Below are 14,381 nucleotides of genomic sequence, written 5' to 3' on the forward strand. Positions count from 1 at the left end.
GGTCCGGATGACGAACTGGATGGACGAGGACGCCGGACCGGTCGTCCGGCCGTACGCGCTCATCGGGGGTCGCACCCGCTCCTCCGGTGACAAGCTGGACCTGGTCGCGATGGTCACCTCGACTCGCGGCGCTCCGTCCGGGGGGTTCGTCCCAGGCCCCGAACAGGAACGCATCCTCGCCATGGTCACCACTCCGACCTCGGTCGCCGACGTCGCCTCGGACCTCAACCTGCCGCTCGGCGTGGTCAGGGTCCTGCTCGGCGACCTGCAGGACCACAAGCTCATCTCGATCGGGCGCGCCTCCGCGAGCGAGCGCATTCTCAAGGAAGTGATCAATGGACTTCGGGCCCTCTGACGAACCCGTCGCCCTCAAGATTCTCATCGCGGGTGGCTTCGGGGTGGGCAAGACCACGCTGGTGGGCGCCATCAGCGAGATCCGGCCGCTCCGCACCGAGGAGGTCCTCTCCGACCGCGGTATCGGCATCGACGACGTCGACGGCGTCGAGGGCAAGACCACCACCACGGTCGCGATGGACTTCGGCCGCATCACGATTAGGGAGGGCCTGGTCGTCTACCTGTTCGGCACGCCGGGCCAGGAGCGCTTCTGGTTCATGTGGGACGAGCTGTCCTACGGCGCGCTGGGTGCCGTGGTGCTCGCCGACACCCGGCGGCTCACCGACTGCTTCCCCTCCATCGACTACTTCGAGCAGCGCGGCACGCCGTTCATCGTGGCCGTCAACTGCTTCGACGGCGCCGACCGCCACGAGGCGGAGGACGTGCGCGTCGCCCTGGACCTCGACGTGGACGTGCCGGTGCTTCTCTGCGACGTACGGCGCCGCGTCTCGGCGAAGACGGTTCTCGTGACACTCGTGGAGCACTCCCTGAGGGTGCTGACGGCCAGCCAGAGCTGAGGATCGGGCCGGGGTGCTCCCCCGGCCCCGCGAGGGCCGGACACCGGCTCGGACACCGGCTCGGACACCGGCTCGGGCATCGGCTCGGGCACCGCGGCCGGGAGACGACGCGCGTCACCGCCCGTGCGCTACCACCTGGAAACGGGTACGGCGGCCCGGGCGCCACGGCCAGGGAGCGGGCGCGCCCGCCGTCGGGGGCGCGAACATGCGTACGGCGCCCTCGGCGTCCTTCTCCGCCGCCGGGACGCTGGAGGCGTCACAGCGCCCGCAGGCCGCTGATCAGTTCCTTCAGGAGGCTCTCGGGGGGCATGGAGGCGGCGGGCAGCGGCGACCGTACCAGGATCAGGCCCTGGTCGAGCAGGTCGCCCAGGAGGACCTTGATCACGCCGATCGGCAGGCCCGCGTCCGAGGCGATCTCCACGATCGGGCGGGCCCGCCTGACGAGGTTGAGCAGCCGCCGGTGCTCGGAGCCCAGGTTCGCCCCGGGCGCGACCGGCACCCCGGTCGCCGCCACCATCGCGAGCAGGTCGAACGAGGACGACGACGCCCGGGTGCGCCCGCCGGTCATGGCGTAGGGGCGCACGACGGGACCGGCCTCCTCGTCGACCCACTCGACGTCGTCGTCTTTCATTGGCCGGCCACCCGGGGGCCGGTGGCCAGGTGCTGGCCGACACGGGTGACCAGGCGGGCCATCTCGTAGGCGATCAGGCCCACGTCGGCGGCGCCGGTGGTCATGACCGACAGGCAGCTTCCCTGACCGGCGGAGGTGACGAAGAGGAACGCGGCGTCCATCTCCACCATCGTCTGGCGTACGGCACCGCCGCCGAACTGCAGGCTGGTGCCCTTGGCGAGACTCTGGAAGCCGGAGGCCACCGCGGACAGGTGTTCGGCGTCCTCCTTGCTCAGCCCTCGCGACGAGGCCATCATCAACCCGTCGTTGGACAGGATCAGCGCGTGCGAGACGTCCGCCACACTCGTGACGAAGTCATCCAGAAGCCAATAAAGCTCACCCGGCACGTGGTTAAACCCCTTCCCCTCTGATGATCTCGCTGGTCGCCGGCCCCCACCGGCTCGGTGAATTCGTTCCCGCGGATCCGTTCCCACGGGCGTCGCCGGGCCGCGCGCACGGCCTCCGGCAGGAGCTTCGCGAACCCGGCACCGGACGATCGAGGCGCGGCGAACCCGGCACGGGACGGCCGAGGCGCGGCGAACCCGGTCGCGGGAGTCCGCTCGGGCGCTCACGGTCACGGCTCATCCGGTCACGGCTCATCCGGTCACGGCTTATCCGGTCACGGCTTATCCGGTCAGGATTCGTCCGGTCACGGCTCATTGTTTGGCACCGCCGTCCTCGTCGCGGCCGCGCCGCCACCCGGACTGCAGGGCGCTCATCAGCGCCCTCGCCTCCTCGGGCGACCGTCCCTCGACCTCGGCCCCGGCCCCGGCCCCGCTCCCGGCACTCCCGGCGCTCCCGGCACCGGTCCCGGTCCCGGTTCCGGGAGAGACGGGCGAGCGGGACTCGTGGGCCTGGCGCGGCGACGGCATGTTCGCCTGCCGCACCCGGCGGGGCAGGCCCTCTCCACCGCGCCGCATCGGCTTCCACAGGTCCGCGGGGATCGGGACCTCACCGGAGGATTCACCGGGCCGGTCCACGCGCTCCACGACGGTCCCGGCGTGCTGCCCGGCGGACTCGGACCGCACGCTGATGACGGTGAGCACCGGCGGCTCCAGCGGCTCATCGACGGGCTCGGGGTCCCCGAGCAGCTGCTCGGGGATGAGGACGACCACCCCGGTACCGCCGTACGGCGAGGCGCGCAGCGCCACCTCGACCCCGTACCTGGCGGCCAGCAGCCCGACCACGGAGAAGCCGAGCCGGTCGGTCTCGGCCGGGTCGAACTCCGGCGGGCTGGCCAGGCGCTCGTTGATCGCGGCGCGCTTGTCGTCGGTCAGCCCGAGTCCCCTGTCCTCGATCTCGACCGCGAAGCCCCGCCCGACGAGCTCGCCCCGGACCGAGACCTGGCTGCCCGGAGGGGAGAAGACCGTGGCGTTCTCCAGGATCTCGGCGAACAGGTGCATCATGTCGGCGACGGCGTTGCCGACCAGGGTGGTGCCGCCCGTCGGGAAGATCCGTACCCGGGCGTAGTCCTCGACCTGGGCGGCGGCCCCGCGCAGCACGTCCTCCATCGGCACCGACGAGCGCCACTTGCGGCCCGCCGCCCCGCCGGACAGGATCACCAGGCCCTCGGCGTGGCGGCGCATGCGGGTGGTGAGGTGGTCGAGCTTGAAGAGGTTCTCCAGCGCCTCGGGGTCCTCCGCCTGCTTCTGCATGCCGTCGAGCATCTTGAGCTGGCGCTGCAGCAGCGACTGGCTCCGGCGGGCGAGGTTGCGGAAGGCCTGGGAGACGCCCTCGCGCAGCCTGGCCTGCTCCACGGCGGCGTCCACGGCGCTGCGCTGGACGCTGTTGAAGGCGTCGGCGACGTCGTGGATCTCGGCCGTGCTGCCCGCCGGCTTGAGCGCGGGCGCCTCGGCCGCCACGTCCACCCTGTCGCCGCGGCGCAGCTTCTCCATCACCCTCGGGAGCCGCGCCTGCGCGAGGTCGATGGCGGCCCGCCGCACGGCGGCGAGCTCCTTGCTGATCCCGCTGCCGATCCGGTACGAGACCAGGATCGACGCGACGACCGCGATGAGGCCGAGCACGCCGACGACGCCGGCGCGGACGAAGACGCCGACGGCCGCGGGCGTGGCCTGGTCGACGAGCGCGGGAGCCGCCGCGGTGAGGGACCGCTGGTAGGCGGCGTCCAGCGCGTCGCCGGCGGCGCGCCAGTCGGTGGACCGCACCTCCGCGCCGGTCAGGATGTGGTTCTCCAGCGTGGTGAAGCGGGCGTACGTCGAGGAGGCGATCATGTCCGAGAAGGGGGCGCGCAGCTCGGGCTCCAGCTCGGGGATCGCCTGCTCCATGAGGAAGATTCGGTTGGCGGAGAGCCGGCTGAACAGCCGCATCTCGCTCGGCGTCATCGGGCTTCTGAGCGCCAGCGAGCCCGCGGCGAGTGCCCGCTCGCGGCTGAGCATGTCCATGGCGTGGTTGATCGTCGTGATGGCGCGCGACTGGCGGTAGAGCGGGAGGTCGTTGCTGAGGCTCAGGGTGTTGAAGAGCCTGCGCAGGGCGTCCGGCAGCCTGGCGAACTCCTCGGAGAGGCCCACCGGCCCGATCCGCCCGGAGTCGACCCTGGCCCGGATCGCGTCGAGCGCGCCCACCTGCCGCATCAGCTCGTCGTGGCGCGTCCGCATCTCCTCGGACATCGCCCCCTGCGCGGTGTCCCCGCTCGTCTGCAGGCGCAGCCGTGTGCGGGCCTGGTCGGTGACCGAGCGCTGCCCCGCGAGGGTGTCGCGGTCCGCGTCCGAACGGGTGGCCAGGTACTCGGCCGACAGGATGTGCTCACGCTGGACCGCGGTGCCCAGGTCTCCCGCGGGCTTGGCCACGGTGTCGTACAGCGTGCCGACGGAGAGCAGGCTCACCGAGTCGCCGACCGTCACGACCGTCGCGAAACCCCACAGCGCCACCAGTGATGCGAGCGGGATGACCAGCAGCACCGAGACCTTGAACCGGATGGACCTGCTCGCTGCCATGTCACCTCAACGGTTCGCTCTCGGAGCGCCAGGGGAGCCCCGGACGATCTCTAGATCGCCGACGAGAATAGCACTGGCGGCTCCTGCTATTTGTAGCCTATTCGTGACATGTCGTGAAAGAGTTTTCAGAAGTGAGTGATTCACCCCAGAGCGGCGCGTGATGCGGGGGCGGCGGCCCGCGCCCAGGTCAGTCGTGCGAGCCGGACGGCCAGCATCCCGACCAGGGCGACCTCGGTGCCGAGCAGGGTCCACTCGACGAGACCGGCGAGCACCCCGTCCCCGGGAAGCGTCACGTAGGTGAGCGCGAGCAGCCCGAACCCCCCGGCCAGCGTCAGCCACTCCAGCGGCCTGGCCACCGGCCGCCACCGCTCGTCCTCGCCGAACCGCGCCACCGTCAGGCCGCCCGCCGCGGGCACCGCGGCCAGCACGGCGAGCGACACGTAGCGGTACGCCTGGGAGACCAGGTCCGTCCCCGTACCGGGAAGCGCCGCGGGCACCACCGCGAGCACGATGAGCCCCACGCCCCAGGCCAGCATCAGCCGCTCGGCCAGGACGCCCACCGGCGCCTCCACGGCCCGCAGCCCGGCGACCACCGCGAAGGCCGCGATCCCCATCGCCACCATCGCGAGCCCGGTGGCCCCGGTGCGGTCCAGCGCGGCGTACTCACTGATCGTCAGATCGAGCGGGTTCGCGTAGGGAACCGGGTCGGCCTGTCCGGCGGCCACGGCCACGGCGGCCACGACGAGACCGGCGCATGCGATCAGGGGGTAGAGCCTCTTCGACGCGAGCATGGGCTAAGACTGTCCTCCGGAGGAGGTTTCAGACATCCGGCGGCACCCCTGATCCAACCCTGAGCCACCCCTGAGACCCCCCTGCCCCGGGACGGTCCGCCGCCACGCGACGACGTGCCCCGCGCTCCGGGTGCCCAGCCTCCAGCGGGACACGCGTCGGGCGGGACACGTCTCAGGAACGACACCTGCTACGCGGGACACGCGTCGACAGGACACGTCTCGGGCGAGGTACGTGCCACGCAGGAGCGCGTCAGACGGGGCACGTGGCAGGCGGGGCACACGTCAGGCGGAGGTCGCGCGACCGTGTGCCCGCGCGACCGTGCCCGTCGTGCCCGTCGTACCTGTTGTGCCGTGTGCCCGTTGTGCCCGTCTGCCGGTGGCTCAGCGGAGGCCGCGGACCTCGGCGTAGCGGGCCCTGACCTCCGGCGTGGGGTCGGCCTCGTAGTGCTCGGCCTTGCCCGCCTCCCACTCCGGGGGCTCGTCGCCGCCGAGCAGCCAGGCGGCCTGCCTCGCCGCCCCGTCCGCGACGTACTCGCCGGGCTCGGGGACGACCACGGGCCGCCCGAAGACCGCGGGGGCGATCCGCCGTACGGCCTCCGACCTGGCGCCTCCGCCGATGAGCAGCACCCTGGCCGGGTCGAGCCCGAGGGCGTCGAAGGCGTCGGCGAGATGGCAGAGCATGCCCTCCACCGCCGCCCTGGCGAGGTGCGCCGGGGTGGAGGTGGCGAGCGTCAGCCCGTGCAGCGAGCCCGTGGCGGTGGGCAGATTGGGGGTGCGCTCGCCCTCCAGGTACGGGACGTGAACGAGCCCTCCGGCGCCCGGGGGCGCCTCCAGGGCCAGCCTGCCGAGCTCGTCGAGACCGACCCCGAGGACCCGCGCCGCGGCGTCGAGCACCCTGGCCGCGTTGAGCGTGGCCACCAGCGGCAGGAACCGCCCCGTGGCGTCCGCGAACCCGGCCACGGAACCGGTCGGGTCCGCGCTCGGGGCCGAGGCGACCGCGAAGGCCGTCCCCGACGTCCCGATCGACACCACCACGTCCCCGGGCAGGGCGCCGACCCCGAGGGCCGCCGCCATGTTGTCGCCCGTACCCGGCGCGAGCCGCACGCCCGCGCCGGAGACGCCGGCTGCGGGCCGCACCTCGCCCGCGGAGTCGCGGGGGCCCAGTACCTCGGGGAGCCCGGGTACGGCGCCGAAGGCCGTCCGGAGAAGGTCGGTCCGGTAGGCGCCGGTCGCGGGCGACCAGTACCCGGTGCCCGACGCGTCGCCCCTGTCGGTGACGAACTCCCCGCCCAGCCGCCAGGTGAGCCAGTCGTGCGGCAGGCACACCCTCGCCGTACGGCGGGCGGAGTCGGGCTCGTGCTCCGCGAGCCAGCGGAGCTTGGTCACCGTGAACGACGCGACCGGCACGCTGCCGACCGACTCGGCCCAGACCTCGGGACCGCCCAGCTCCTTCACCAGGTCGGCGGCGGCGTCCGCGGAACGGGTGTCGTTCCACAGCAGCGCCTTCCTGACGACGTCGCCGGACTCGTCCAGGCAGACCATGCCGTGCTGCTGCGCGCCGACGCTCATCGCCTCGACGCCGTCCAGCCCGCCCGCCTGCGCGATCGCCTCCTGGAGCGCGTCCCACCAGGCTCCGGGGTCGACCTCGGTGCCCTCGGGGTGGGTCGCGCGGCCCTGGCGGACCAGGGCGCCCGTGCGGGCGTCCCTGATCACCACCTTGCAGCTCTGGGTCGACGAGTCGACCCCGGCCACCAGCGTCATCCGCGGACTCCGAGGAGGTAGTCCATGGCGAGCTGGTTGAGACGCGTGAAGTGGAAGCCGCGCGCGGCCACCGCGTCGAGGTCGAAGTCGTCGCGGTTCAGGTCGGCGATCGTCTCACCGGGGGCCAGCGTGGGCTCGGAGAGCTCGGCGACCTTGCTCGCGGCGAGCGCCTCGGCGACCTCGGGGTCGGCGCGGAACGCCGCGACCTTCTCCTTCAGGATCAGGTACGTGCGCATGTTGGCCGCGGCCGAGACCCAGACGTCCTCGGAGTCCTCGGTGCGCAGCGGCTTGTAGTCGAAGTGCCTGGGGCCGTCGTAGCCGCCGTTCTCCAGCAGGTCGACGAGGAAGAAGGCGTTCTTCACGTCGCCGTGACCGAAGATCAGGTCCTGGTCGTAGCGGGGGCCGTGCTGGCCGTTCAGGTCGATGTGGAAGAGCTTGCCGTGCCAGAGCGCCTGCGCGATGCCGTGCGCGAAGTTGAGCCCGGCCATCTCCTCGTGGCCCACCTCGGGGTTGAGGCCGACGCGGTCGGAGTGCTCCAGCTCGTTGATGAACGCGAGCGCGTGGCCGATCGTCGGGAGCAGGATGTCGCCCCGCGGCTCGTTCGGCTTGGGCTCGATGGCGAACCTGATGTCGTAGCCCTGCTCGATCACGTACGAGGTGAGCAGGTCCATGCTCTCCTTGTAGCGGCTGAGCGCGGCCCTGATGTCCTTGGCGGCCCCGGACTCCGCTCCCTCGCGCCCGCCCCAGCAGACGTAGGTGGTCGCGCCGAGCTCGGCGGCCAGGTCCACGTTGCGGATGACCTTGCGCAGCGCGTAGCGGCGCACGTCGCGGTCGTTGCTGGTGAACCCGCCGTCCTTGAAGACCGGGTGGGTGAACAGGTTCGTGGTGGCCATCGGGACCTTGAGCCCGGTCTCGGCCAGCGCCTTCTTGAAGTTCGCGATGGCCCTGTCACGGTCGGGCTCGACGGCGAGCAGGTCGTCGTCGTGGAAGGTGACGCCGTACGCGCCGAGCTCGGCGAGCCTGTGCACGCTCTCCGCCGGGTCCAGCGGGGCGCGGGAGGCGTCCCCGAAGGGGTCGCGGGCCTGCCAGCCGACGGTCCACAGCCCGAAGGTGAAGCGGTCTTCGGGCTTGGGGGTGTAGGCGCTCATCTTCGTTCCTCCGATTTAATCCACTTTATGGACTTAATATGGATTGAGGTGGTGGGATCGTCAAGAGGTGGATGTTCCATGACACAAGCCGTACGCCACAATTCGATGCGCGCCCGCAATCTCGGTGTGGTCCTCGGCGAGGTCCGCAGGAGCGGCCCCGTCACCCGGGCGGCGCTGGCCGAGATCACCGGACTGACCAAGACGACGGTGTCGAAGATGGTCGGCGACCTGATCGAGGCGGGCATGGTCACCGAGTCGGGCGCGCTCAGGGACGGCGAGCGGGGGCGTCCGGGCACCGCCGTCGCGCTCAGCGGGCGGCGGGTCGCCGCGCTCGGCCTGGAGATCAACGTCGACTACCTGTCCGCCTGCGTGGTCGACCTCACCCTGGCGGTGCGGCTCAGATATACACAGGCTGTGGACAACCGTACGTCCTCACCTGTGGAAACCCTCTCCCACCTGGAAGAACTCGTCCACAAGGCTGTGGACGAAGCCCGTGAGGAGGGCCTCTCCATCGCCGGGTCGACCCTCGCGGTGCCCGGCCCCGTGGACGGAGGGCTCGTCCACACGGCCCCCAACCTCGGCTGGCACGACGTCCGCGTCTCGGACCTGCTGGACTTCCCCGTCACGGTGGACAACGAGGCCAACCTCGCGGCCCTGGGCGAGCTCTGGTTCGGTTCCGTACCCGGGGACTTCCTGCACGTGTCGGGGGAGATCGGCATCGGCGCGGGCCTGGTGGTCGGCGGCAGCCTGTTCCGCGGCGCCCGCGGCCTCGCCGGGGAGCTGGGACACGTGGTCGTCTCCCCCGACGGCCCGGCCTGCCGCTGCGGCGGCCGGGGCTGCCTGGAGCAGTACGCCGGGCAGGACGCGCTGCTGAGGGCCGCCGGGCTCGCCGGGGTCCCCGACGGGGTCGCCACGCTGCTGGCACACCTCCACGCGGGCGAGCGGGACTCGCTGGAGGCCTGCGAGCGCGCCGGTCAGGCACTCGGCGTCGCCCTCACCTCGGCGGTGCACCTGATGGACCCGGGGACCATCGTGCTGGGCGGGGTCTTCGCCCCGCTGTTCCCGTGGGTGCGGGGTCCGGCGCACAAGACGATGACCTCCCGGCTGGGCGTGATGCGCCGGGCCGTTCCCGAGCTGACCGTCTCACGGCTCGGCGGCGACGCCGCCACCCTGGGCGCCGCCGGGCAGGTCATCCACCGGGTCATCGCCGACCCCTGGAGTCACCTGTAGACGGCCTTCCGCGAGGACACGCGTCCGGCTCGATCTCGTCCGCGAGGACGCCGCGATCGAAAACGCGCGTCGGGGCCGGCGCCAAGGCCATCCGGCCGATCCGGCCGATCCGGTCAGGGGAACCGGGGAGGCCACGGGCTCACGGGCGCAGAAGGTCTCTCTCCCGCTTCGCGGGAAACGGGGTCACCCGGGGTCTCCGCGTCCGGCGGAGGCGCCTCGACGTTCAGGAGGGCCAGCCGTGTGCGCCGATGCCGACGCCCTCGCGCCCGACTCCGGCGGTCGTGTACGGCACGGTGTTGCCCGGCAGGACGTCGACGGGAAACCAGCCGACCTTGGCGCACTTGCCCGGCTCCGCGTTGACCACCTCGCCGCCCCAGCTCTCGGTGACGAAGAAAAACCCGACGCGGGGTTGTCCCTCCGGGGACAGGTGGTGGACCACCGTGGCCGGTCGCAGGGCGTCCGGGGCGATGACGACGCCGACCTCCTCGCGGGCCTCGCGGACCGCACAGTCGATCACGGTCTCGCCGGGGTCGAGGTGCCCCGACGGCAGGCAGTACAGACCATCGGCGTAGCCGGTGCCCTGACGCAGGCACAGCAGGATGTGGTCGTCGCGTTCCAGGATCACGTGCACATCGACGGTGACCTGCTGGCGCCGTGTCGTCGTCATGGAGGCGGGGGCTTTTCCCGGTGTAGGCGTGACGCCCGTGACGATAGTTGAAGGATGTGATCGGCAAGGGCCGAAGCGCCGTCTTGCGGTGATAGGTGCGACAGCGCGGACCTTTCGAGCGATGAGGGGTACCGCCCCGAGACTCGTTGGCCTGGACGAGTCCCGGGGCCGTCCACATTTCCGAGGAGCCGCCCGGTCGCGTTCGACCCCGCGGACGGCCCCTGGTTGCGCACCACCGCCCGCGGGGAGTTGGGGACGGCGGCACGGGAGGTGGGATCGCCGTGCCGCCGCGTCGTTCATGGAGGGGCCGTCGGTTCGACGTAGTGCTTCCCGAGCCGTCCGGCGACGCGGCGCGCGACCTGCGGCACGTCGTCCACGGGGGCGCGGTCGGCGGGCTCCTCTATTCGGGGCCGGATCCGCCACAGGTCGAGGTCCACCTGCTGCATGTGGTCCCACAGCTGACCGGCGCCGGCGGCGTGGACGGTGCGGCACCGGACCGGGTCAGTGCACTCCCATGCCTCGAACCGGCGAAAGCGCAGGCTCCAGATGACCCACCAGGTGGGCGCGTGTTCCTGCACCTGCTTGGCGGCGCGGGCCGCGTCGGTGTCAGCGCGGGACAACATGGTCGGCCGTGAGGACGTCGGCGAGCAGCGGCAGCTCGCTTTCCAGCACGCTGGTGGCGGGGCGGGCGCGCAAGATCCGGTAGTGCCGGGCGAGTTGCTCGGCGGCGGCGGGCAGTGTCAGTTCGGAGCTGAGCAGCGGGCTGCCTGCGTCGCTGAGTTCGGGGCTGGTCCACCAGAACGTTTCGCCGTTGGTGTAGGCCAAAAGCCCGTAGTAGAGGGACACGATGGCGTTGCCGGAGGCAAGTTCGTGCACGTCGGACGGGATGCCGTAGACATCGTCCAGGACGGCGGAGAGCTCCACGGCTCGTACGGCGGCCTGGCTCTCACTCGGCTCGGTGACGGGCGGCGCGGCGGCGTTCGCCTGGGAAGCGTGACTGTCGCCGTGCCTGCTCATGGCATCGCCCTGCGGTGGGGTCGCGTTCATGCCGCCGCCACCTGCCGGTAGGGCTGGTGCCGTTGGGGCGGAGGGGTGTCCGGGGAGTGGCCCCGGCCGGGGGCGACGGCGGGTCCCGGCCGGAGGGTCTGGCGATCGAGGGGGTTCGGCAGGAGAGTGAGCCGCAGCCAGGCGGTCGGCCGGCTCGTGCTCGGGGGCGGCCCGCCGTGCGCGCGGGCCGTCGCGCGGGCCGTGGTGCGGGCCCGGCGGCGGGAGCGTGGGTCGCGGGCGAGCGCCAGGCGGGCCGCGCGGTCTTCGGCGGTCTCGACCGGCCGAGACGCAAGGCGCCGACTGTCGTCGCGTCGGCGCGGCGCGGCGGCAGGCCGTACAGCCGGGCGGGGCATCCGCTTGGGCAGCGGCTCCGCGGGCGCGGCCAAGACGGACAGCTCGGGGCGGGAAGAAGAAGGAGACAGAAATCCATGAACGACGGCATCCCCCCTGTCCGAGGGCATTTGGTTCCCCGCACAGAACCGGAAGTTGACTGAGATCATTTCCAGTTCACCCTGACGTACCGACACGGAGACACCGATGTCCCCTCAGCCGTTGTCCGAAGAGCAGATCGTCGCCCGCCTGGCCGAGCTACCGGGATGGGAGCGGGAGGGGCAGGCCATGACCCGGACGTTCAAGCACACCTACCACGAGTGCGTCCACCTGGCCGTGTACGTCGCGGCCAAGGCCCGCGAGGTCGGCCACCACCCTGACATCCACATCACCTGGCAGCGGATCCGGTTCGCGATCACCACTCACGACGCCGGAGACCGCCTCACGGCCAAGGACTTCGAACTCGCCCGCCACATCGACGCGATCGCCACCGGCCACGGCGCCGAAGCGGTCTGAACGCACATCTGGAGCAGGGGCCGGTCAGCGCCCCTCGCGTGCCCGTCCTGTGAGCGCGTCCCGCGAGGTCACGAGGGGTTCGACGCAGGGAGGAGGGCGGTGCAGACCTCTTTCAGTTGACGGAGCTGGTCGGGGGTGAGGCGGTCGAACACGGCCTGGCGTACGGCCTCGACGTGGCCGGGGGCGGCGGCGGTGAGGACCGCGAAGCCCTGGTCGGTGAGGATCGCCCAGCTCACGCGCTTGTCCGTGGCGCACGGCTCGCGCCGCACCCAGCCGCGCTCCTCCAGCCGCTTCACCGCGTGCGAGAGACGGCTCTGCGAGGAGTTGACCTCCGCCGCCAGCTCGCTCATCCGCATCGAGCGCCCGGGAGCCTCGGAGAGCTTCACCAGCACGGCGTAGTAGGCGTGCGGCATGCCGGAGTCCCGCTGCAGCTGCCGGTCCAGCTCCTCCTGGACCCGCTGCGAGGCGGCCAGGAACGCACGCCAGGTGCGCTGCTCGTCATCGTCCAGCCATCGCGTCACGCGGTCAGCTTACTTGAACTCTCAAGTATGTGAGGGTAATCTACTTGAGAGTTCAAGCTTTTGGGAGGAACCATGCCGGTCCAGCGGCTCAACCACGCCGTTCTCTTCGTACGCGACGTGGAGCGCAGCGTCGCCTTCTACCGGGAGGCACTCGGCTTCAGGGCGGTTATGGGCATGCCGGGCGCCGTGTTCCTCCAGGCCTCGGGATCCACCAACGACCACGACCTGGGCCTCTTCGAGATCGGCGCGCAGGCGGGCCCGTCGGGGGCCGGGCGCTCGACCGTCGGCCTCTACCACCTGGCCTGGGAGGTCGACACCCTCCAGGAGCTGGAGCGGATCGCCCTCAAACTCAGCGAGCTCAACGCCCTCGTCGGCGCCTCCGACCACTCCACCACCAAGGCCCTGTACGCCAAGGACCCCGACGGGCTGGAGTTCGAGGTCTCCTGGCTGGTCCCCGCCGACCTTCTCACCGAGGAGGTGCTGGACGGGCGCTCCGGCATCAAGCCCCTCGACATCGCCAGTGAGAAGGAGCGGTACGGCGCCGAGACCCGCGGCGGCCTCGGGGTCTCGATCCCCGTCTGATCGTTCCGGTCGTTCCGGTCGTTCCGGGCGTTCCAGGCGCTTCTCCGGGCGGGCGGCGCGGCGCGGGGGCCCGGACGGGGAGGAGGGGGTGATCCGGCGAAGGCCTCCCCAGCCCTTCGCCGGATCACGGACTCCACCGACGTGCCCACCCAGCTCGGGGATACTCCCCTTTCCGCGGTTTTTACCTATCCGTAAACCGTCTCGCGGGAGCGTCAGAGCTTGCGGAACCAGTCGCGTACGGCGTCGATCCCGCCGGTCCCGAGGGCGACCATCAGCGCGCACCGCGCCTTCGAGGGCGCCAGGCCGCGCGCCCCGATCGCCCCGACGCGCGTGGCGAGCCCCGCGCCGTGGCGCATCTCGTCGAGCGGGGCCGCGGAGGTACGGCACCTCGACGCGACGACCACCGGGATCCCCCACTCCGTCAGCTCGGCGATCGTCGTGAAGAGCTCGACCGGCACGTTGCCCACACCGGTCCCCTCCAGCACGACGCCCTGGGCTCCGGCGTCCACGACGGCGGTGAGCAGCACCGGGTCGATCCCCGGATAGGTCTTGATCAGGGCGACGTCCGACGCCGGGTCCCCCGCGAACACGGGCGGCCGGGGCGGCGGGGCGGACAACCTCTCGAACCGGCCGCCGGTCACCCGGCCCAGCACGGGGAAGGGCGCCGACGAGAACGCCGCGACGCTCGTGGCGTCCACCTTGGCGACCCAGCGGGCCGCGTGAACCTCGTCGTTGACGCACACGACGGCCCCGGCACCGCGCAGCGCGCCGTCGGCGGCGGCCACGACGGAGGAGGCGAGGTTGCGCGGGCCGTCCGAGGACGGCTCGTCCAGGGAGCGGACGGCACCGGTCAGCACGATGGCGCCGCGCTCCGCCGCCCGGCCCGCGAGCAGGTCCACGAGGTACGCGGTCTCCTCCAGCGTGTCGGTGCCGTGGGTGATCACGACGCCGTCGAACCCGCGCTCCAGGATGGCCGAGCGCGCCCTGCGGGCCAGTTCCAGCATGGTCGAGGGCGACATGTCCCAGCTGGGCTCGGCCATCACATCCTCGGCCACCACGTCCACGGCGATCGCGCCGGGAGTACCGGGAGCGCCGGGAGCGCCGGGAGGGAGTGCCCGCAGGAGCTCGGCCCCGGACAGGAAACCCGGACGGCCGGGGGCGTACGAGTAGGCGATGACGTCACCGGTCGCCAGCAACAGCACGCGCTTCAAGGAGGTGATCCCTTCGATGGCCGCCTTTGGGTCGTCTCTATT

General features: G+C 72.0%; 16 protein-coding genes. 5 read left to right on the plus strand and 11 right to left on the minus strand.

What is annotated here, in order from left to right:
• Positions 1-7 precede the first annotated feature (7 nt).
• Both ABT053_RS36785 and ABT053_RS36790 read left to right on the plus strand, forming a co-directional pair.
• Positions 8-355 carry a DUF742 domain-containing protein gene (locus ABT053_RS36785; protein WP_350975628.1) on the plus strand — a complete coding sequence of 116 codons (348 nt, stop codon included), beginning with the start codon at positions 8-10 and terminating at the stop codon, positions 353-355.
• Positions 336-911, plus strand: a complete 576-nt coding sequence (locus tag ABT053_RS36790) for a GTP-binding protein (RefSeq protein ID WP_344914886.1) — start codon at positions 336-338, stop codon at positions 909-911. Before ABT053_RS36785 ends, ABT053_RS36790 begins: the two co-directional genes overlap by 20 nt.
• A 256-nt stretch (positions 912-1,167) precedes the next feature.
• Here ABT053_RS36790 and ABT053_RS36795 read toward each other — a convergent pair whose 3' ends face one another.
• The 6 genes from ABT053_RS36795 to xylA all read right to left on the minus strand — a co-directional run bounded on the left by ABT053_RS36795 (position 1,168) and on the right by xylA (position 8,235).
• Positions 1,168-1,542, minus strand: a complete 375-nt coding sequence (locus tag ABT053_RS36795) for a DUF742 domain-containing protein (protein WP_350975630.1) — start codon at positions 1,540-1,542, stop codon at positions 1,168-1,170.
• Positions 1,539-1,928, minus strand: a complete 390-nt coding sequence (locus tag ABT053_RS36800) for a roadblock/LC7 domain-containing protein (RefSeq protein WP_350975632.1) — start codon at positions 1,926-1,928, stop codon at positions 1,539-1,541. Before ABT053_RS36800 ends, ABT053_RS36795 begins: the two co-directional genes overlap by 4 nt.
• A 309-nt stretch (positions 1,929-2,237) precedes the next feature.
• Positions 2,238-4,535, minus strand: a complete 2,298-nt coding sequence (locus ABT053_RS36805; RefSeq protein ID WP_350975633.1) for a sensor histidine kinase — start codon at positions 4,533-4,535, stop codon at positions 2,238-2,240.
• A 140-nt stretch (positions 4,536-4,675) separates the two neighbouring features.
• Complete coding sequence (locus ABT053_RS36810; RefSeq protein ID WP_350975634.1) at positions 4,676-5,326, minus strand: DUF998 domain-containing protein; 651 nt, start codon at positions 5,324-5,326, stop codon at positions 4,676-4,678.
• A 381-nt stretch (positions 5,327-5,707) separates the two neighbouring features.
• Positions 5,708-7,087 carry a xylulokinase gene (xylB, locus tag ABT053_RS36815; protein ID WP_350975635.1) on the minus strand — a complete coding sequence of 460 codons (1,380 nt, stop codon included), beginning with the start codon at positions 7,085-7,087 and terminating at the stop codon, positions 5,708-5,710.
• On the minus strand, positions 7,084-8,235 hold the full coding sequence (xylA, locus tag ABT053_RS36820; RefSeq protein ID WP_350975636.1) for a xylose isomerase: 1,152 nt from the start codon (positions 8,233-8,235) through the stop codon (positions 7,084-7,086). Before xylA ends, xylB begins: the two co-directional genes overlap by 4 nt.
• A gap of 78 nt (positions 8,236-8,313) precedes the next feature.
• Here xylA and ABT053_RS36825 point away from each other — a divergent pair, with 78 nt between their 5' ends.
• Positions 8,314-9,465, plus strand: coding sequence for an ROK family protein (locus tag ABT053_RS36825; RefSeq protein WP_350975638.1), 1,152 nt, complete (start codon positions 8,314-8,316; stop codon positions 9,463-9,465).
• Positions 9,466-9,688: 223 nt separating this feature from the next.
• On the opposite strand, the gene ABT053_RS36830 is transcribed toward ABT053_RS36825, so the two are convergent.
• The 3 genes from ABT053_RS36830 to ABT053_RS36840 form a co-directional block, all read right to left on the minus strand.
• Positions 9,689-10,132 carry an NUDIX hydrolase gene (locus ABT053_RS36830; RefSeq protein WP_350975640.1) on the minus strand — a complete coding sequence of 148 codons (444 nt, stop codon included), beginning with the start codon at positions 10,130-10,132 and terminating at the stop codon, positions 9,689-9,691.
• A gap of 296 nt (positions 10,133-10,428) precedes the next feature.
• Positions 10,429-10,755, minus strand: coding sequence for a hypothetical protein (locus tag ABT053_RS36835; RefSeq protein WP_350975641.1), 327 nt, complete (start codon positions 10,753-10,755; stop codon positions 10,429-10,431).
• Entirely contained in the window at positions 10,739-11,149 is a 411-nt protein-coding gene (locus ABT053_RS36840) for a hypothetical protein (RefSeq protein WP_350975642.1), read from the minus strand. The genes ABT053_RS36835 and ABT053_RS36840 overlap by 17 nt, the downstream gene beginning before the upstream one ends.
• Before the next feature lie 582 nt (positions 11,150-11,731).
• Here ABT053_RS36840 and ABT053_RS36845 point away from each other — a divergent pair.
• Positions 11,732-12,025, plus strand: a complete 294-nt coding sequence (locus ABT053_RS36845) for a 4a-hydroxytetrahydrobiopterin dehydratase (RefSeq protein WP_350975643.1) — start codon at positions 11,732-11,734, stop codon at positions 12,023-12,025.
• Positions 12,026-12,093: 68 nt separating this feature from the next.
• Here the strand turns inward: ABT053_RS36845 and ABT053_RS36850 are convergent, their stop codons facing one another.
• Positions 12,094-12,546, minus strand: coding sequence for a MarR family winged helix-turn-helix transcriptional regulator (locus ABT053_RS36850; RefSeq protein ID WP_350975645.1), 453 nt, complete (start codon positions 12,544-12,546; stop codon positions 12,094-12,096).
• Between the two features lie 72 nt (positions 12,547-12,618).
• Here ABT053_RS36850 and ABT053_RS36855 point away from each other — a divergent pair, with 72 nt between their 5' ends.
• Positions 12,619-13,128 carry a VOC family protein gene (locus ABT053_RS36855; RefSeq protein ID WP_350975646.1) on the plus strand — a complete coding sequence of 170 codons (510 nt, stop codon included), beginning with the start codon at positions 12,619-12,621 and terminating at the stop codon, positions 13,126-13,128.
• Positions 13,129-13,340: 212 nt separating this feature from the next.
• Here ABT053_RS36855 and ABT053_RS36860 read toward each other — a convergent pair whose 3' ends face one another.
• Entirely contained in the window at positions 13,341-14,330 is a 990-nt protein-coding gene (locus ABT053_RS36860; protein ID WP_350975666.1) for an asparaginase, read from the minus strand.
• Between the last annotated feature and the right edge of the window lie 51 nt (positions 14,331-14,381).

The sequence above is a fragment of the Streptosporangium sp. NPDC002524 genome (assembly GCF_040295985.1).
Lineage (GTDB): Bacteria > Actinomycetota > Actinomycetes > Streptosporangiales > Streptosporangiaceae > Streptosporangium.